This is a genomic window from Streptomyces sp. NPDC046977 (assembly GCF_040644455.1).
Classification (GTDB): Bacteria; Actinomycetota; Actinomycetes; order Streptomycetales; family Streptomycetaceae; genus Actinacidiphila.
On record NZ_JBEYWO010000001.1, the window covers coordinates 283252 to 299943 of the forward strand.

Below are 16692 nucleotides of genomic sequence, written 5' to 3' on the forward strand. Positions count from 1 at the left end.
TTCAGGCGCCGGGCACGGGCCGCGCGACCGCGTGGACCGGCCGGGGCGACGCGGCGGGTATCCGCTCCAGGACCCCGCCCGCGAACACGTCGTACAGCGGCAGCGTCTCCAGGTGGACATAGCCGATGTGGCAGTCGCACACCGCCAGCGGGCAGGCGCGCGGCCCCAGAGCGGCCCGGTAGGAGCCGTCGTAGAGGTTGCCCAGCTCGGCCCTGACGAAGTGGCAGCGGCGGACCGTGCCCTCGCCGTCCACGGAGACCACCGACTCGCCCGTGCGGCAGGGCAGGCCCGCGCTGCTGTGCGGGTGGCGGCTCCAGGGGAAGAGCGGGTCGAGGGCGGTCCACTCGTCCGCCTCGGCGTCGGCGTAGGTGTGTCCCTCGGCGGCGTTGATCCACAGGTAGACATGGTCCGGGAGGTCCGCCCGCAGCCGGCGGGCTGCCTCCAGATGGTCCGGCAGGCCCACCACCCCCACGCTGAAACGGGCGCCCCGGTCCGCCAGTTCGCGGGTCTTGCCGAGGAAGCGGTCGTAGGGCGTCTGCCCGGGGTGGAACGTGCACCACAGGGCGAGCGTGGACAGGTCGGCGGCGTCCAGCCAGTCCGTGCGGCAGCTCAGATTGGTCTGGATCGCCACCCGGCCGATGTGCGGCAGCCGGCTCAGCTCCGCCAGGGTGCGCCGGTACCAGGAGCGCACCAGGCCCTCGCCCCACGGCGTGAACAGCAGCGACAGGCGGTCGCCGTGCTGCGCAGCCGCCCAGCCCGCGAAGCGTTCCAGCGCGGCCCGGTCGGCGGCCAGCTCGGCGCGGCTGTCCCGGCGCTTGGCGAAGGGGCAGTACGGGCAGTCGTAGTCGCACGAGGCGAGCGGGCCCCGGTAGAGAACCGTCAGATCCATGGCAGGCGCCCTCACTTCAGTTCGTACGCGGCCATGCGGGAGCGCACCGCGGCGGAGAACAGTGCCGGGCCGATCGCGTCGGAGTGCGCCAGGCCCTCCGGGGACAGCCGCAGCAGCCCCGGCCCCGCGGCGGGGTCCAGCCAGCCGCGATCGGCGAAGCGCTCCAGCTCGGCGGCGAAGTCCTCGCCGGGCACCGTGCCGAAACGGGCCCGGTAGTCGGCAGCACGCAGGCCCTCGGCCTGCAGCAGCGACTGCAGGAGGTGGCGGCGACGGCTCTCCTCGGCGTCCATCGCCCAGCCGAAGTCGGCGTCCGCGAAGTCCTCCTGGGGGCGGGCGGTGTAGTCGTCGACGATCCTGCGTATCTCCTGCATGCCGACGGCGTAGTCGAAGGAGTAGTGCAGCGCCGAGGTGTACGAACGGGCGCCGCAGCCCAGGCCCACCATGCCGTCGGTCTGGCAGGCGTAGTCCCCGCCGCCGTCCGCGGGCGCGCCGGACCGGCGGAACATGCGCATCGACACCTGCTCGTAGCCGTGCGCGAGGAGGTGGTCGCGCCCGTGGCGGTACAGGCGCAGGCGCTGCTCGTCCCACGCGGTGTCGCGGTCCGTCGAGGCCTCGCCCGCCAGCCGGCCGAGACCGGTCAACGGGCGTACGTACAGCGGGTAGAGGTAGAGCTCCTCCGGCTCCCAGGCGAGGGCCGTGTCGAGGGACCGCTGCCAGGACACCTCGGTCTGGCCCTCGATGCCGTAGATCAGATCGACGTTCAGGACCGGTATGCCGGCGTCCCGGACGCGGCCGAGGGCCGCCTCGACGTCGGCGCGGCGCTGCGGGCGCACGGCGGCGCGCGCCTCGGCGTCGTCGAAGCTCTGCACGCCCAGGCTCAGCCGCGTCGTGCCGCGCGCGGCCAGCACGGAGAGCCGGTCCGCGGTCGCCGTGGCGGGCGAGGCCTCGACGGACAGCGGCACCGCCGTCAGGTCGGCGCCCAGGACGCGTTCCGCCAGGTCGCACAGCCGCTCCAGCTCGGCGGCCTCCAGGAAGGTCGGAGTGCCGCCGCCGAAGGCCGCGTTGGCGAACCGCGCCCCGTCGCCCAGCGCCTCGCGGACGGCCCGCGCCTGGCGTTCCATGGCGTCCAGGTAGGCCGTGGTCAGGCCGTCCGGGGCGCCGATCCGGGTGAAGAGGTTGCAGAAGCCGCAGCGCACTTCGCAGAAGGGGATGTGGAAGTAGAGGGAGAGCGCGTCCTTGGGCTCGTCCGCCCACAGCTCGCGCAGCCGGGCGCTCCCGCGGGGCAGCGGACGGTAGGCCGTCTTGTGCGGGTACGCGTAGACGTAGTGCTGGTACGGACGCTCGGGCGCGGGCGCTGTCGCCGCCGCTGCCTCGGGGACGGTCGTGTCGGTGCGGGTCATCGGGCCTCGTCGAGGAAGAAGTGGGCATAGGGCACGGTCCAGACGACCTCGTGGCCGATGCGGTGGCCGGTGTGCCCGTCCTCCCCGTAGGCCGTGCCGTGGTCGGAGCAGACGACCGCGAAGCAGCGCCCGCGGCTCGCGGCGGCGGTGAACAGCCGCTCGATGTGCCGGTCGACGTACTCCAGCGCCGCCGCGTGCGAGGCACGGGTGTCGCCGGACTCGCGGGTGGCGCCGGGCAGATGGAACCAGTTGGGCTGGTGCAGCGCCGAGACGTTCACGAACAGGAAGAGCCGCTGCTCGCGCGGCAGCCCGGCCACCACCTTCTCCACGCGGGCCACCTGCGCCTCGAAGGAGGTGGGGGAGGGCACCCCGAACTCCGGCTCCCAGTGGCTCTCCTGGAACATGCCGGGCAGCACCGAGCCCAGCGGTCCCTGCTTGTTGAAGAAGCCCACCCCGCCGACGCACACCGTCCGGTACCCGGCCGCGGCCAGCCCGGACACGAGGTCGGGCGTGTCGTACACGAAGGTGCCGTCCGCGGTGCTCTCGCTGCCCGCGAACCGCGCGGCGAACAGCCGCGGGTGCGGGCCCGGCTCGGCGGGCGTGGGCAGGAAGCCCGCGAACATCGCCTGGTGGGAGGCGTAGGTGAAGCTGCCGGGCGCGTGCCGGCGCTCCCACCGGCCACCGGGCAGATGGCGGGCCAGGTGCGGGATACGGCCGGCCGCGGCCAACTCCTCGGCCACGTCGTAGCGGAGGGTGTCGAGGGTGACCAGCAGGATGTCGTGGCTGCCCACGACCTCGTTCATGTCAGGCTTCGGCGGTGCCGGCCGGGTTCTCACGGTCTCGCTCCTTGCGTCGTGCTCGCTCGCGCTCCATCACGGCCGGTACGGCGGCGACCTGCGCGGCGTAGGTGTCCAGGCCCTCGGCTGCGCTGCCGGGCAGTCCGGTCAGCCGCGGCAGCAGGTCCCCGAAGGCGTTGACCTCGCCGACGGCGAAACGCCGCCAGCCCGTCGCGGGCAGGACGTCGACGCCGACGCAGAGGGTGCCCGGGAAACAGGCCGCCGCGCGCTCGGCGAGGCGCAGCGCGTCGTCCAGGGCGCCTCCGGCGGCCCGGATGGCCGCACGGGCGGCGCCGAGGTCACCGCGGGTCCCGCCGAGGTGAAGGTTGGTCATCGGGTGCCGGCTCGTGCGGACGACGGCATGCGTGGCCCGGCCCGCGACGACCACCACGCGCAGGTCGGCCGCGCGGCCGCCGAGGGAGGCCTTCGGCAGCCAGCGCTCGACGTGCAGGCCGTCGGGGGCCAGGGCGTCGACCAGGGCGGCGACCTGCGGCTCAGTCGTGTAGTGCCGCACCCGCAGGGAGTTGAACAGCCGCCCGTCGTCGGTGGTCTCCACCGAGGTGGTGGCCCGGACCCGGCCGGGGCCGGCGACGGCGAGCGCCACGACTCCGGAGGCGGACGAGCCGTGCGCGGCCTTGACGAAGGCCCGCCGGACCCCCGCCTCCCGCAAGCCGTCCCGCAGGTCCTCCCAGCCGCCGACCGGGCCGGTCAGGGCGGGCGGCACCGGGACCCCCACGGCGGCGAGGCGGGCGTGGCAGCGCCGCTTGTCGAACATGACGGCGACGTCCTCCGGGTCCGCGGACGGCACCGCGCCGGCCCGGCGCGCCGCGTCCGCGACCTCCCGGACCGCCGCGGTGAAGCGGCGGTACCACCGCGCGGAGCCCTCGACCCGGGCCGGGTCGCCGGCGCCGCGCAGCAGACGGTCCACGTCGGCGTTCTCGCCGGGGGAGTCGATCCGCACGAACTCGCCCGGCTCGAACCCGTACCCGCCGTCCAGCACCTCGCGCCAGGCCAGCACCCGCGGTGCGGGGTGTCCCGCGGCGCGTACGGCATCGGCGAAGAGCGACGTGCGGCGGTTCTCGGGATTGCCGACGACGGCGAAGCGGACCGCCTCCGCGGCCGGCCCGCTCCGTGCGGGCTCATTCGGAGACGGCGACATAGCGCCACTCCTCGTCCCGCCACCGGCGCGCCGTCTGGGCCTCGGAGAGGTCGACCTCGGTCCCCGTGGCCCCGAAGGCGGCGCGCACCCGCTCGGCAACGGCCTGGCTCAGGAAGTGGTGGTGCAGGTCGAGCCGCTTGAGGTGGGTGAGGGGCTGCCCGTTCAGCAGTGCCTCGGCGCCCGTGTCGGTGAGGGTGCCCATGGACAGGCTCAGCGACTCCAGCTGCGCCACCACCGGCGCCGACGCCACGGCGGCGGCGATCTCGTCCTGCAACTCGCTGTCCTGGAGACCGAGGTGACGCAGCGCCGGATACCGACCGCCCGCCAGCAGCGGCGCCAGGTCGGCGACCGTCGCGTCGCCGCCGTAGTTCGACACCCCGAGCCACAGCTCCAGGCGCTCCAGGGCGGGCAGTTCACTGGCGCCGACGGCCCGGACGACCTGCCCCGGCAGTCCGCCGGACTCGAAGCGCAGCACGCGCAGCGCCTCGTGCAGCACCGGGCGCAGGGTCAGGGCCTCCTCGCCCACGCCGTTCGGGTCCCCGCCGCGCACACCCAGCTCCTCCAGCAGCGGGAAGCGTTCCAGGACCGGCGTGACGTCCGTCATCTGCAGCCAGGAGATCTCGCACTCCTCGCCGGTGACGTCGGCGAGGAACAGGGCGCGCAGGGCGGGGAAGCGCGCCGCGTCGGCCAGTATCAGCTCCAGGGCCGGGCGCAGTTCGGCGTACTCGTCGTCCCACCACGGGCCGAGGACGAGGGCGCGCACCTGCCGGGTGTCGACGGCCTGCGTGAAGCCCCGCCACAGTTCGTCGAAGGGCATCTCGTCGGCCGCGAAGCAGTCCAGCCGCCAGGCCACGTCGCCGGCCGCTGGCAGACCGGCCGCGTCGGTCCCGGTCAGGGTGTGCACGGGCAGCCCGTGCAGGGTCCGAAGGTGTTCGGCGAAGGTCATGGCCGCCTCACTCCGCCACGGCGGTGTAGCGGAAGACGGAGCCGTCCTCGTCCTCGTCCTCGTCACCGGGCTCGGACAGGTCGACCTCGACGCCGGAGGGCTCCAGAGCCGCGCGCACCCGTTCGGCGACCGGGTCGCTCACGAAGTTGTGGTGCAGGTCCAGCCAGGACAGATGGGTGAGAGGCTGACCGGCCAGGAGGGCGGCGACGCCCTCGTCAGTGAGCACGCCCAGCGACAGGTCCAGCGACTTGAGCTGGGCCACGACCGGTGCGGAGGCGACGGCGGCGGCGATCTCGTCCTGTATCTCGCTGTTGCGCAGACCGAGGTGGCGCAGCGCCGGCAGGCGGCCCCCGGAGAGGACCGGGGCGAGGTCCGCGACCGTCGCGTCGCCGCCGTACTCGTCGACGCCGAGCCACAGCTCCAGGTACTCCAGCGAGGGCAGTTCGCTCGCCGCGACACCGCGCACCACCTCGCCGGGCAGGCCGCCGGCCTCGAAGCAGAGCGTGCGCAGGCGCTTGTGGCTGACCGCGGGGAAGCGCAGGCCCGTGCCGCCGCGGACGCCGAACTCCTCCAGCAGCGGATAGGCGTCGAGGACCGGGGTGACGTCGGACTGCTCGATCCAGGAGATCTCGGCCTCCTCCATCTCCAGGTCGCCGATGAACACGGCCTGCAGGGCGGTCAGCCGGTCCCGGGCGTCGACGAGCCGCTGCACGACGACCCCGGAGTCGTTGTCGTAGGGCTCGCCCCACTGGCCGATCACGAGGGCGCGGACCGACGCCGTGTCCACCGTGTCGAGGAACCGGTCCCACAACGCCTCGAACGTCTCCGGGGCGTTGTTGCGGTAGGGGTCGACGGCCAGCCGCCAGGCCACGGCCCCGGCCTCCGGCAGTTCCCGCCGGGCGTCGGGTCCGGGGAATGCGAAGGCCGGCAGGCCGTGCAGTTCCTGCAGGTGTTCGACGTGGGACATGTCGCTGGTCTCCTGACGTGACGGGCCGGTGCTCTGCGCTCGCGAAGAGTTGTACCAAGCCCCTCCGACAGCGGTACGCGCGGGCTGTGGACGGCGAAGCCGCGCGGGGCCGTTGTCGGACCCCCCGCGTAGCGTCGTGGACATCGGGTCGGCGAGGCGCGCCGACGGCGAAGGGAGACACGCATGTACCGGCAGGGGGACGTCCTGATCGTGCCCGTCGCGGAGGCCGCCGTGCCACCGGGCACGGACCGGCTGCCGCGGCAGCCGAGGGACGGGCGGGGCAGGCTCGTGCTGGCGCTCGGCGAGGTGACCGGCCACGCCCACGCGGTCGTCGGGCCGGGCACGCTGGTGCGCGAGGCGGGGCCGTTCGGTGTCGCGTACCTCCATCTCCCCGACGGGGGACGGGTGGTGCACGAGGAGCACGCGGCCATACCCCTGCCGAAGGGCTGGTACCGGGTGGTGCGGCAGCGCGAGTACGTGCCCGGCGCGGTGCGCGTCGTGGCGGACTGAGAAGGACCGGGGAGCGGGAGCGATGACGGTGGCAGGGGCAGCAGGGGCAGCGGGGGCAGTGGCGGTGGAAGCGGCGACCGGGGCGGCGGCGACCCCGATGGAGACGGCCGCGGTGTGGCGGGAGGTCGCCGCGGAGACGGGCCCGGCCGACCGCGCGGTGGCCGAGGAGGGGGTGCGGCAGGCCTACCGGCTGGCGGGTCTGCCCGTGCCGGAGCGCATCGTGTGGGCCGGTTCGCCCCGGGAGGGCGTGGCCCTCGCGGCCGGCCTGACGCGGGAGGGGTCCGCGGGCCCGAGCGTCCGCGAGCGGGTGCGCACCCTGCCGTGGGCGGCGGCACGGGAGCGGGTCGCCGAGCGGATGGGCCCGGCCGGATGGGCGGCCCACTGGGCCGTGACCGGGGCCCCGTTGTGGGACGGCACCGTGCTGCTCGCCGAGCGGATACGGACCGGGGTGGCCGAGTCCGCCGCGGACGTGCCCGGCGGGGAGCGGGCGGTCCGCTCGGCCCTGCTCGACGCGGTCCTCGGCCAGCACGACGCGGCCTGGCTCGCCGCGTTCGACGGTCAGGACGGCACCGATGACCTGGCGGGGCTGGCCGCGGTCGCCCGGTCCGCGGGCTGGTGGTGGCCGTACGAGCGGATCGCGGTCGTCGCCGAACGCCCCCTGGAGCTGCACCGGGACGAGGCCGGCCGCCTCGACCGGGGCGACGGCCCCGCGCTCGCCTTCCCCGACGGCTTCGCCCTGCACGCTTGGCGCGGCATGCCGGTGCCGGCCGCGTTCCTCGACGGGCTGTCGGAACTGACCCCGGCCCGGATACGCGAGGAGGAGAACGCGGAGCTGCGCCGGGTGATGCTGGAGTTCTACGGCTACGACCGCTACTTGGAGGAGTCCGGGGCGCAGCCGGTGCAGCGCGACGCGGCCGGTGTGCTGTGGCGGATCGAACTGGCGGGGGACGAACCGCTCGTGATGGTCGAGGTCGTCAACTCCACGCCGGAGCCGGACGGCACCCACCGCACGTACTGGCTGCGGGTGCCGCCGCGGACGCGGACCGCGCGGGAGGGCGTCGCCTGGACCTTCGGTCTGGAGGAGGCGGACTACATACCGGAACGGGAGACCTGAGCGTCCAGGGTCTCCGCGTCGACGAGGGCGGCATTGCCCTCCGTGGCGCAGGCGTGCGCGCCGGCGACCGCGCCGAGCCGGGCACTCTCGGCGAAGTCCAGGCCGCGCGCCCTGCCGTACAGGAAGCCGCAGACGAAGGCGTCGCCGGCGCCGTTGGAGTCCCTGACGGGGCCGGGCGGAGGCACGGCGGGGATGTGCCGCGGGGTCCGTCCGCCGTCGCGTGCCAGGAGGTAGGCGCCCCCGGCGCCGGCGGTGGCGACGACCGCCGTGGCGCGACCGTCGCGCAGGATGCCGCGCATGACGTCCGCGATGCGCTCGCCCGAGCCCGCCGCGCTGAGGAACACCAGGTCGGAGCGGCGGGCGAACTCCCGCTGGTGCCCGGAGAGTCCGTCCCAGTCGTGCAGATCGGTGGAGACGGGCAGGCCCAGCTCCTCGATGTCGTCGTACAGGAAGCGGGTGAAGTGCGAGATCGACAGATGCACGTGCCGGGCGCGTCGCAGGTGCGGGAGGTAGAAGTCGCGGGGCATCCGCAGGTCCGCGGGGTCACGGCCGTCGTAGAAGGACATGCGGCGCCCGGTGGTGTCCACCAGGTTCACCGCCCGGCGGGTGCCTGCCGGGGAGATCAGTGCCTCGAAGTCCACGTCGCCCTTGGTGAGGCGCTCGCGGACCAGGCCGCCGAGCCAGTCGTCGCCGGTGAAGTCGAGGAACTTCACCGTCATCCCGAGCGCGCGGCAGCCGAGCGCCACATTGCCACCGGTCTGCCCCGGCCACTCCAGGATCGGCGGCACACCGAGGGAGTCCGCGGCCGGCACGGGCAGGCTGTCGACCCGCACCACCGTGTCCACTCCGGAACCGCCGACGACGAGGATGTCGTACGGCGCCTCATCCGTGGTCATGTGCACCTCCAATAGACCGCCCGGGGCGCCATGTTACGGCTGTGGCGGCCGTTCGGTCGTGCGCTCGGCGATACGTTCGGACGCCCATTGGGCCCACTCCTCCTGCATGCGGGTGAAGCGCAGTCCCCATTCCAGGGCGAGCCGGCCGTAGAAGGAGAGGTCGCCCTCGTCCCAGTCGACGGAGCGTTCCAGTTCGGCCAGCTCCTGGTGGTACTCGACCGCGGTCGTACCCTCGCGCTCCATGTAGGTCCTGGCCTGCTCCGGGGCGACCTGGTTGAGGAAGAACACGCGCAGCAGTCCGTCGCTGCGGCGGACGCGCTGCGGTTCCACCTCGACGAGCCAGTGCAGCAGTTCCCGGCGGCCCTCGTCGGTGAGGGTGTACTCCTTGCGGCCACGCGGGCCCTCGGCGCTGACGGCGACCAGCCCGGCGTCGGCGAGCCGGTTCAGCTCGGTGTACAGCTGGCTCTGGGTCGCGGGCCAGACGTTGACCAGGGACGTCTGGAACCTTCCGAGCAGGTCGTACCCGCTGGCCGGGCGCTCGGCGAGCAGCCCGAGGACGGCATGGCGAAGGCTCATGCGGCGGATCGTAACAGGTCACCTTTGACAGGTGACGGATGGAAAGTCCATGGCGGACATGTCAGGCGTGGGGTGTCCCCTGCCGTACGGGACGACCACGGGACGACCACGGGACGACCACGGGCCGACCGCGGGCCGACCGCGGGACGGGCGATCGCCCGCCCCGCGGCCCGGCCGCTCAACGTGCCGCGGAGCCGGTGAGCAACTCGGTCCACGCGGCACGGACCTTGTCCAGGCCGAAGGACTCCCGGAGCCAGCCGCGCGCATGCCCGGCCTCGGCCGCCCAGCCGTCCTCGGCCAGGGTGTGGATCGCGTCCGCCATCGCCTCGGGGGATTCATGGATCCACCGGCGGTCGTAGATCGTGTCCGCGCCCGGCCAGGGCAGCAGCGCCGGAACGGCGCCGGAGGCCATTCCCTCGGCCGGGGCCAGGTGGAAGCTCTCGTCGTCGCTCGTGGAGAGCACGAAGCCGATCCGCCGCAGCCAACTGGCCACGTCGGCGCCGAAGCTGTCGAAGACGACCGCGTCCTCCAGCAGCGGAGCGGACTGGACCCGGCGCAGGATCGCGTCGTAGTGCGTGCGCTCCTCCGGCTTGTTCCAGATCCACCAGTAGTCCCACGGCATCTTGGACTTCACCGACAGCTGCCAGCGCGGGTCCCGCGCGCGCAGCGCCTCCAGCACGTCCAGCCCCAGGTCCAGCCGCTTGCGGGCGGGGGCGATGCCGATCATGCCCAGGCGGTAGCGGGCGTCGGCGGACTTGGGGCGGTCGAGCTGGCGGTCGTCGACCCAGTTGGGGATCGTCACGATCTTGTCGGCCGGCCAGCCGGTGCGCTCGCGGGTCAGGTCGCTGTAGTGCGGGCTGACGCAGACGATCCGGTCGACGGCGTCGATGTCGACCTTGTCGGGGTAGCCCGCGTACAGCTCGAAGCGGTGCAGCCGGACCACCAGCCGGGAGCCGCGCCGCTTGTTGTGGCTGTACCAGATGGCCGCCGGGCCGCACCATTCCACGACCACCACATCGGCCCAGGCGGCCAGTTCACGGCTGACCGCCACATCGTGCTTGGCCAGCGCGGGCCACGCGTCGATGCGCACCTCGACCCCGGGCAGTGCCTGGATGTGGTCGAGCAGCCGGGTGAAGAACTTCAGGTCGTGGCTGGCCACCACCACGCGCAGCGGCCGGCTGCGCTTCACGAGTCCCTCCGGCTCCGGGGGGAAGGCCCGGTCGAGGTGACCGCGCAGCCGCTCGGCGGCCCGTTCCAGCGAGAAGTGCGCCGCGGCCTCCTGGCAGCGCTTTGCCGCCAGCCGGTAGGCCTCCTTGGAGCCGGCGGCGAGGGCGACCGCCTCCGCCGCGTCCTCCAGGGTCCCGCGGCCGGGGACGAAGAGCGGGTAGTCGGCACCGAGCAGCGCCTCGTGCGCGGGCGTGCGGTTGAGCACCACCGGCAGCCCCAGGGTGCCGAACTCCAGCACCTTCGTGGACAGTTCGAGGCTCGCATCCAGATCCGGATGGCGCCAGCCGAGCCCCACGTCGCAGCCCGCCGCGATCCGCATCGCCTCCTGGCGGGGCATGCCGCCGTGGTGCACCACACCCGAGGTGGTGCCGAGCGCGCGCTCCATGCGGTCGTGGAACTCCGGGTGCAGCGGGTCCTCGTGGATCTTGTCGCCCACCGTGTGGAGCTCGGCCCGCACACCGCGCGCGGCGAGCGTGCGCGGCAGTTCCGTCATCTCCAGGGTGTTCCAGCGCGGCGCGAACTTGCCCGTGTAGACCATGCGTACGGGTTCCCCCGCCGCCTGGTGCTCCTGGACGTCGAAGTCGGGCAGCGGCACGCTCGGCGGGTAGAGCACGCACTTGCCGCAGGCCTCGGGCACCCACGCCTCGATGAAGCAGCGCAGTTCCTCGGTCTGGCACAGCAACTGCTGCGAGGCCTCGGCGATCCGGGCCAGGTCCTGGGCGGCTTCGGCGGTCATCTCCGCCGCCGACTGCGGGATGTCGGTCAGGTACGCCCAGATCCTCCCGTCGAATTCGCCGTCCGCCACGATCTGCGTGACGGCCCGGCGGCCGCGCAGCACCAGCAGGTCGCAGGGCTGCTCCTCGTCCAGGGCACGCAGCTTCCGCGAGGCCTGGACGGGGGACAGCACCCGGTCGGTCGTCACGACGGTGACACCCGGCAGCGCCGCGAGCGGGTCGACCAGCCGCCCGGTGCGCACCGGCGCCTTGAGGACCAGCCGGACCTCGCACCCCGCCAGCGACAGGGCCTGCACCATCGACTGCGCCCAGACCGCGGAGCCGTCGATGAGATTGAGGTCCACGTCCCCGTAGACCATCGCGCGAATCGTGCGCGGCGCCGTCATCGTGCGTCCTCCTGGCGGATCGTGAACAGCCGAGCCGCGCCCTCCGGGGCGCGCCACAGTGACTTGCGGACGAGTGCGGGCCGGAACCCGTTGACGTGCGGCACGAACCCCGCGCCGTCGGCGCTGTAGCCCACCGCGTCGGCGCCGGAGCACTCCTGGGCGCACATCAGGTCGAGAAGGTGGGCCGCCTCGCGCTCCTCGCCGAGGTCGGTCCAGTCGGCGACCCAGGGCGTGCTCGGCCCGTCGCCGGAGGCCCGTACGGTGACACCGCCGGCGGTGAGTTCCGCCAGCTCCGTGCCGGGCGTGGGGACCAGCACCTCGGCCGGCCGGTGGAGCTGCGCCAGCACCTGCCCGATGAGCCGGGAGATCTCCTCGCCGTCGCGCGGGTCGGCGAGCACGGCGACACGCCGGCCGTCCAGCGGGTCGACGGCGCCGGCGATCCGGGCGAGCTGCGACAGCCGGACCCGGGTGGCCCGGGAGGTGAAGATCTCCCGCAGGTCCGCCCGCTCCGTGCTCGCCGGGTCCAGCCGGGCCGGCTGCACGCCGGTGTCGCCGTCGATGACGGCGTCCCAGGGGAAGCGGGACAGCCCCGGGGCGGCCGACGCGGGAGCGTCGCGCCACAGGACGGTCGGGCGGCCCGCGGCGCGCGCGGTCGAGAGCAGCTCGGCGAGCCGCCGGTCGAGGTCGGGCGCGAGCCCGGTGCCGGTGTGCGTCCACGGGCCGGGGCCCGTGCAGGCGCTGAGCTGCACGACCAGCACGTCGGGGTCGGTGCGCTCCGCGACGAGTGTGGCGTCGTGCGGCAGCGCGCGGTTGACGACCGCGTCGTGGGCGAAGTCGGCCGCCGTCGCCGCGTTGAGCACACCCGCGACGACCAGGCGGTCCCGGGGACCCGCGGAGAAGGCGCGGTGCGCGAGGTGCAGCCGGTCGCCGTCGGCGGCGGCGGCCTCGGCCAGGGCGGAGGCGCCGGCCTTCGGCCGGGCCGCGACCGGCCGGCCGCCCTTGCTGCGCCCGCGCCACATGCCGTACAGCTCGCGCGGCAGCCGTGCCGAGCCGCGCAGCGGGGAGCGGGCCGCCGAGATCAGCACCTGGCCGACCCGCAGCGAGGTGGAGCCCTGGAGCATGGCGACCCGGGCCTCCAGCACGCCGACCCGGTCCCGGGCCTGGCGCAGCGCCGCGGCGATCTGGTCGCGTTCGCGGACCGCGGCGGCCGCCCGGTCCGCGCCGCTCTCGTCGCGCAGCGTCTCCAGGGCCCGGCTGTCCTCCTCGTGGCGCCGTTCCAGGTCAAGCAGCCGGTCCCGCTGGGCGCGGGAGACGAAGTCGGTCAGGACGTACTCGCCGGCGATGCGCAGCGCGGTGGCGTTGGGGTCGCCGTCGCCGGGCACCGGGCGGCCCGCACCGTCGTGGAGCGGCAGCAGGTGGTCGGTGCACGCGAAGACGGCGCCGCCGTGCAGGTGGACGTAGCCCAGCCCGGCGGCGCGCAGCACCTGGCAGCGGTGGGCGACCAGCCCGTCCAGCAGCCGGTGGTAGGGCAGTTCGTTCGTGACGTGGCCGAGGACGACGAGCCCGCGGCCGCCGGGCCGCATCCGGCCGAGTGCGGCCGTGAACGCCGCCTCGTCGCCGTGCCGCGCCGGATCCGGGCCGTACGACAGCAGGAGGAGTTGCCCCTCGCCGACCGGTTCCTTGTCCTCCGGGCCGGAGCGGGTGAGGCCGATGCCCTCGGGCAGGTGCAGATACGGCTCGAGGGGGATGCCGCCGCCGGTCGCGTCGACGATCTCGGTCACGCCGTCCAGGTGCGGGTGGAGCAGATCGAGCAGGCGCATCAGGAGGTCCTCGTGAAGACGTGGAAACCGACCCGGTTCTCCCGGAAACCGTACGGCGTGAAACCCGTGTGGCGCAGGCCGAGTGGTTCCACGACGGCCCGGTAGTCGGCCGTGGGGCGGTGCAGGATGTAGTCCCCCCGGGGCGTGGGGACCGGCGCGTCCTCGTCGGAGACGATGAGACGGCCGGTCAGGCGCACCAGGGAGGCGAGGTTGATCATGGACGACTCCCAGAGCGCGTCGTCCATGACGTGGAAGAGCACGTCGACGCCGAGCACCACGTCGTACAGCCACGGGCTGCGCCACGCGTCGAGCCGTGAGACCGCGTAGCGCGGGCCGCCGCCGAGTTCGCGGGCCTGCCCGACGGCCTCGGGGCTGGCGTCGAAGGCGTCGACGCGGTGGCCGCAGCGGGCCAGGGCACGGGCGAACCACCCCTTGCCGCAGCCGGCGTCGAGCACGAACAGGGGGTCGGTGCCGTTGCCGGCGTCGCCGGTGTGGCGCAGCAGTTCGGCCAGGCGGACGGCGTAGAAGACCTCGTTGGCGGCGCGTTCCAGGCCGATGTGCCCGCTGGAGGCCAACTCGTCGTGGCGCCGGTGGCGGTTCTCCCAGTAGTCCCGGGTCTTCTGCCCCGACGGATCAGACATGGTGCTCCAGCCATTCGGTCATGATCCTGGCGATGCGCTCGCCCGAGCGGCCGTCCCACAGGGGCGGCCCCTCGGGGGCCGCCGACCCGCCGTTCAGCACCTTGAGCAGCGCGGGCACCAGGCTGTCGGGGTCCACCAGCCGGTTGGTGCCGTGGGTGACCGTCACCGGGCGCTCGGTGTTGGGGCGCAGCGTCAGGCACGGCACGCCGAGTACGGTCGTCTCCTCCTGCACGCCGCCGGAGTCGGTGATGACGGCGGCGGCGCCGCGCAGCAGGCCCATGAAATCGAGGTATCCGAGCGGTTCGACGATGCGCACGCCGGGCGCCCCGGCCAGGCCCGCCGCCTCCAGGGCGGCGCGCCCGCGCGGGTGCAGCGGGATCACCAGTTCCAGCTGTTCGGCGGCGCCGCGCAGTGCCCGTACGGCGGCGGCCGCCGCGGCCGGGTCGTCGACGTTGGCCGGACGGTGCAGGGTCACCACGCCGTAGTGCTCGGACAGTCCGTGCGCGGCGCGGGCCGCCGCGGGATCGAAGCGCGGCAGGTGGGACATGAGGGTGTCGATCATGGGGTTGCCCACGAAGTGCACCCGCGCCGGGTCCACACCCTCGTTGGCGAGATGGCCGACGCCCTCGGGACTGGTGACGAAGAGCAGGTCGGACAGCTGGTCGGTCACCCGCCGGTTGACCTCCTCCGGCATGGTCATGTCGAAGCTGCGGAGCCCCGACTCGACGTGGGCGACCGGCAGTCCCAGCTTGGACGCGACGAGCGCCGCGGCGAGCGTGGAGTTGACGTCGCCGTAGACGGTGACGAGCGCGGGGGAGCGGGCTGACAGCTCGTCCTCCAGTGCGACGAGCAGCGCGGCGGTCTGCCGTGCGTGGCTGCCGGAGCCCACACCGAGGTCCACGTCCGGCTCGGGCAGGCCGAGTTCCCGGAAGAAGATGTCCGACATGCGCTCGTCGTAGTGCTGCCCTGTGTGCACGACGGACTGCGGCTGACCCGCCGCCCGCAACGCGGCGACCACGGGGGCGGCCTTGACGAAGTTCGGCCTCGCGCCGACGACATGGACTACCGAGCCGAGCACGGTGACTCCTGATGGGTGGAGGTGCGTAGGGTGGTCGTGTGCGACGTCGTACTGTGCGTGCCTTGATTCTGGCCGCTTCCGTAGCGGCCCGTCATCTTCGTACCGATCCGGTGCGGGCTGCCGGTCTCGCCCTGCGCCTCGCGCCGGGCCCGGCCCGCCGTCCCGCCGGCTGGGCCCTGGCCCGGCTCCCGGCCCGTGATCCGCACCGGGTCCGCGGTACGGGGGGTGACGCCTACGGACCGAGTGCGGTGCCCGCGCCGCGCGGCACTCCGGGGACCCCCGTACCGGGGCGTGTGCTGCACGTGGTCACCAACTCGCTGCCGTACCGGAACGCCGGTTACACCGTACGCACTCACGCGATCGCGCGCGCCCAGCGACAGGCCGGGCTCGACCCGCAGGTGGTCACCCGGCTGGGCTTCCCGGTGGCGCAGGGGGTGTGGGACGGCCGGCCGACGCAGGTGGTGGACGGGGTGCCGTACCACCGGCTGCTGCCCGTGACCATGCCGGCGGCACCCGGTGCGGTCCTGGCCCGCAACGCGGAGCTCGCCGCCCGTCTGGTCGAACAGCTGCGCCCGTCGGTGCTCCACGCGGCCACCGATCACCCGAACGGCCGAGTGGCGCTTGCGTTGCGCGAGTCGTTCGGGCTCCCCGTGGTGTACGAGGTGCGCGGCTTCCTGGAGGAGACCTGGCTGACGCAGGGGCCCGGCCGCAGCCCGGACTCCCCGTCCTTCCGCGAGCGGCGGGCGCTGGAGACGCACTGCATGCGCGAGGCCGACATGGTGTTCACCCTCGGCGAGGCCATGAAGGAGGAGATCGTCTCGCGCGGCGTTCCCGAGGAGCGGGTCCTGGTCGTGCCGAACGCCGTGGACGACGTCTTCCTGGAACCGCTGCCGGACGCGGGCCCGCTGCGTGCGCGGCTGGGCATCGCCCCGGACGAATTCGTCGTCGGCACGGTCTCCACGCTCACCCCGCACGAGGGCATCGGCACCCTGCTGGCGGCGGGAGCCGAACTGCGGGGCCGGGGCGTACCCCTGCGCCTGCTCATCGTCGGTGACGGACCGTTGCGTCCGGCGCTCGAGCGGCAGGCGGCCGCGTTGGGGCTCGGCGACAGTGCGGTGTTCACCGGTCGTGTGCCGTACTCGGAGGTGCGGTCGTATCACGCGGTATTGGACGTTTTCGCTGTTCCGCGGACCCCCGATCGGGTATGTCAATTGGTGACCCCGCTGAAACCGGTCGAGGCGATGGCGAGTGGCATTCCTGTTGCTGCGAGTGATCTCAAGGCCATAGGCGAACTCGTCGATGATGAGGTGAACGGAAAACTAATTTCATCGGACGATCCTCGCGCGTGGGCGGAAACGCTCGAAGTATTGCTCTATAGTGCGAAACTACGACGGATCATGGGTGAAGCTGCCCGCACCCGAGTGGCTCGCGATCGTACCTGGGCACACATCGCCGGGCGGACGCGCGATGCCTACCGGAGGCTGGGGGCCTCATAGCACTCAGGACGGTGCGG

Annotated in this window: 15 protein-coding genes; 3 read left to right on the top strand and 12 right to left on the bottom strand. The window is 73.8% G+C overall.

Annotated elements, in window-relative coordinates; translation table 11 throughout:
* Nucleotide 1: 1 nt before the first annotated feature.
* Genes ABZ883_RS01155 through ABZ883_RS01180 form a run of 6 tightly spaced genes read right to left on the bottom strand, consistent with a single transcriptional unit; the run spans nt 2 to nt 6197 of the window.
* Complete coding sequence (locus ABZ883_RS01155; RefSeq protein ID WP_360899422.1) at nt 2-889, bottom strand: STM4011 family radical SAM protein; 888 nt, start codon at nt 887-889, stop codon at nt 2-4.
* A gap of 11 nt (nt 890-900) precedes the next feature.
* Nucleotides 901-2289, bottom strand: coding sequence for an STM4012 family radical SAM protein (locus tag ABZ883_RS01160; RefSeq protein WP_360899425.1), 1389 nt, complete (start codon nt 2287-2289; stop codon nt 901-903).
* On the bottom strand, nt 2286-3092 hold the full coding sequence (locus tag ABZ883_RS01165) for an STM4013/SEN3800 family hydrolase (protein WP_360899428.1): 807 nt from the start codon (nt 3090-3092) through the stop codon (nt 2286-2288). Before ABZ883_RS01165 ends, ABZ883_RS01160 begins: the two co-directional genes overlap by 4 nt.
* Nucleotide 3093: 1 nt before the next feature.
* The gene (locus ABZ883_RS01170) at nt 3094-4284 is read right to left on the bottom strand and encodes an STM4014 family protein (RefSeq protein ID WP_360899431.1); all 1191 of its coding nucleotides are present in this window, start codon (nt 4282-4284) and stop codon (nt 3094-3096) included.
* Nucleotides 4265-5230 carry an STM4015 family protein gene (locus ABZ883_RS01175; RefSeq protein ID WP_360899434.1) on the bottom strand — a complete coding sequence of 322 codons (966 nt, stop codon included), beginning with the start codon at nt 5228-5230 and terminating at the stop codon, nt 4265-4267. Before ABZ883_RS01175 ends, ABZ883_RS01170 begins: the two co-directional genes overlap by 20 nt.
* Before the next feature lie 7 nt (nt 5231-5237).
* The gene (locus tag ABZ883_RS01180; protein ID WP_360899437.1) at nt 5238-6197 is read right to left on the bottom strand and encodes an STM4015 family protein; all 960 of its coding nucleotides are present in this window, start codon (nt 6195-6197) and stop codon (nt 5238-5240) included.
* Between the two features lie 183 nt (nt 6198-6380).
* Here ABZ883_RS01180 and ABZ883_RS01185 point away from each other — a divergent pair, with 183 nt between their 5' ends.
* A complete protein-coding gene (locus ABZ883_RS01185) occupies nt 6381-6707 on the top strand; it encodes a hypothetical protein (RefSeq protein WP_360899440.1) in 327 nt (108 codons plus the stop codon).
* A gap of 97 nt (nt 6708-6804) precedes the next feature.
* Nucleotides 6805-7821: a DUF6745 domain-containing protein gene (locus tag ABZ883_RS01190; protein WP_360900203.1), complete on the top strand. Its 1017-nt coding sequence runs from the start codon at nt 6805-6807 to the stop codon at nt 7819-7821.
* On the opposite strand, the gene ABZ883_RS01195 is transcribed toward ABZ883_RS01190, so the two are convergent.
* The 6 genes from ABZ883_RS01195 to wecB all read right to left on the bottom strand — a co-directional run bounded on the left by ABZ883_RS01195 (nt 7797) and on the right by wecB (nt 15179).
* Nucleotides 7797-8717 carry a carbohydrate kinase family protein gene (locus ABZ883_RS01195; RefSeq protein ID WP_360899443.1) on the bottom strand — a complete coding sequence of 307 codons (921 nt, stop codon included), beginning with the start codon at nt 8715-8717 and terminating at the stop codon, nt 7797-7799. The two genes, ABZ883_RS01190 and ABZ883_RS01195, sit on opposite strands and share 25 nt — an antisense overlap.
* 33 nt (nt 8718-8750) lie before the next feature.
* A complete protein-coding gene (locus ABZ883_RS01200; protein WP_360899446.1) occupies nt 8751-9293 on the bottom strand; it encodes a PadR family transcriptional regulator in 543 nt (180 codons plus the stop codon).
* 178 nt (nt 9294-9471) lie between these two features.
* Nucleotides 9472-11640, bottom strand: coding sequence for a glycosyltransferase (locus ABZ883_RS01205; RefSeq protein ID WP_360899449.1), 2169 nt, complete (start codon nt 11638-11640; stop codon nt 9472-9474).
* Nucleotides 11637-13460 carry a hypothetical protein gene (locus ABZ883_RS01210; protein ID WP_360899452.1) on the bottom strand — a complete coding sequence of 608 codons (1824 nt, stop codon included), beginning with the start codon at nt 13458-13460 and terminating at the stop codon, nt 11637-11639. Before ABZ883_RS01210 ends, ABZ883_RS01205 begins: the two co-directional genes overlap by 4 nt.
* Nucleotides 13460-14101: a methyltransferase domain-containing protein gene (locus tag ABZ883_RS01215; RefSeq protein ID WP_360899455.1), complete on the bottom strand. Its 642-nt coding sequence runs from the start codon at nt 14099-14101 to the stop codon at nt 13460-13462. Before ABZ883_RS01215 ends, ABZ883_RS01210 begins: the two co-directional genes overlap by 1 nt.
* Complete coding sequence (gene wecB / locus ABZ883_RS01220; protein ID WP_360899458.1) at nt 14094-15179, bottom strand: UDP-N-acetylglucosamine 2-epimerase (non-hydrolyzing); 1086 nt, start codon at nt 15177-15179, stop codon at nt 14094-14096. The genes ABZ883_RS01215 and wecB overlap by 8 nt, the downstream gene beginning before the upstream one ends.
* A 302-nt stretch (nt 15180-15481) precedes the next feature.
* Between wecB and ABZ883_RS01225 the strand changes: the two genes are divergently transcribed.
* Nucleotides 15482-16675: a glycosyltransferase gene (locus ABZ883_RS01225; RefSeq protein WP_360899461.1), complete on the top strand. Its 1194-nt coding sequence runs from the start codon at nt 15482-15484 to the stop codon at nt 16673-16675.
* Nucleotides 16676-16692 lie beyond the last annotated feature (17 nt).

What these genes read in the sequence shown, in the direction of transcription:
- ABZ883_RS01155 (WP_360899422.1), bottom strand. Translation starts at nt 889, where the DNA reads ATGGATCTGACGGTTCTCTACCGGGGCCCGCTCGCCTCGTGCGACTAC.
- ABZ883_RS01160 (WP_360899425.1), bottom strand. Translation starts at nt 2,289, where the DNA reads ATGACCCGCACCGACACGACCGTCCCCGAGGCAGCGGCGGCGACAGCG.
- ABZ883_RS01165 (WP_360899428.1), bottom strand. Translation starts at nt 3,092, where the DNA reads ATGAACGAGGTCGTGGGCAGCCACGACATCCTGCTGGTCACCCTCGAC.
- ABZ883_RS01170 (WP_360899431.1), bottom strand. Translation starts at nt 4,284, where the DNA reads ATGTCGCCGTCTCCGAATGAGCCCGCACGGAGCGGGCCGGCCGCGGAG.
- ABZ883_RS01175 (WP_360899434.1), bottom strand. Translation starts at nt 5,230, where the DNA reads ATGACCTTCGCCGAACACCTTCGGACCCTGCACGGGCTGCCCGTGCAC.
- ABZ883_RS01180 (WP_360899437.1), bottom strand. Translation starts at nt 6,197, where the DNA reads ATGTCCCACGTCGAACACCTGCAGGAACTGCACGGCCTGCCGGCCTTC.
- ABZ883_RS01185 (WP_360899440.1), top strand. Translation starts at nt 6,381, where the DNA reads ATGTACCGGCAGGGGGACGTCCTGATCGTGCCCGTCGCGGAGGCCGCC.
- ABZ883_RS01190 (WP_360900203.1), top strand. Translation starts at nt 6,805, where the DNA reads ATGGAGACGGCCGCGGTGTGGCGGGAGGTCGCCGCGGAGACGGGCCCG.
- ABZ883_RS01195 (WP_360899443.1), bottom strand. Translation starts at nt 8,717, where the DNA reads ATGACCACGGATGAGGCGCCGTACGACATCCTCGTCGTCGGCGGTTCC.
- ABZ883_RS01200 (WP_360899446.1), bottom strand. Translation starts at nt 9,293, where the DNA reads ATGAGCCTTCGCCATGCCGTCCTCGGGCTGCTCGCCGAGCGCCCGGCC.
- ABZ883_RS01205 (WP_360899449.1), bottom strand. Translation starts at nt 11,640, where the DNA reads ATGACGGCGCCGCGCACGATTCGCGCGATGGTCTACGGGGACGTGGAC.
- ABZ883_RS01210 (WP_360899452.1), bottom strand. Translation starts at nt 13,460, where the DNA reads ATGCGCCTGCTCGATCTGCTCCACCCGCACCTGGACGGCGTGACCGAG.
- ABZ883_RS01215 (WP_360899455.1), bottom strand. Translation starts at nt 14,101, where the DNA reads ATGTCTGATCCGTCGGGGCAGAAGACCCGGGACTACTGGGAGAACCGC.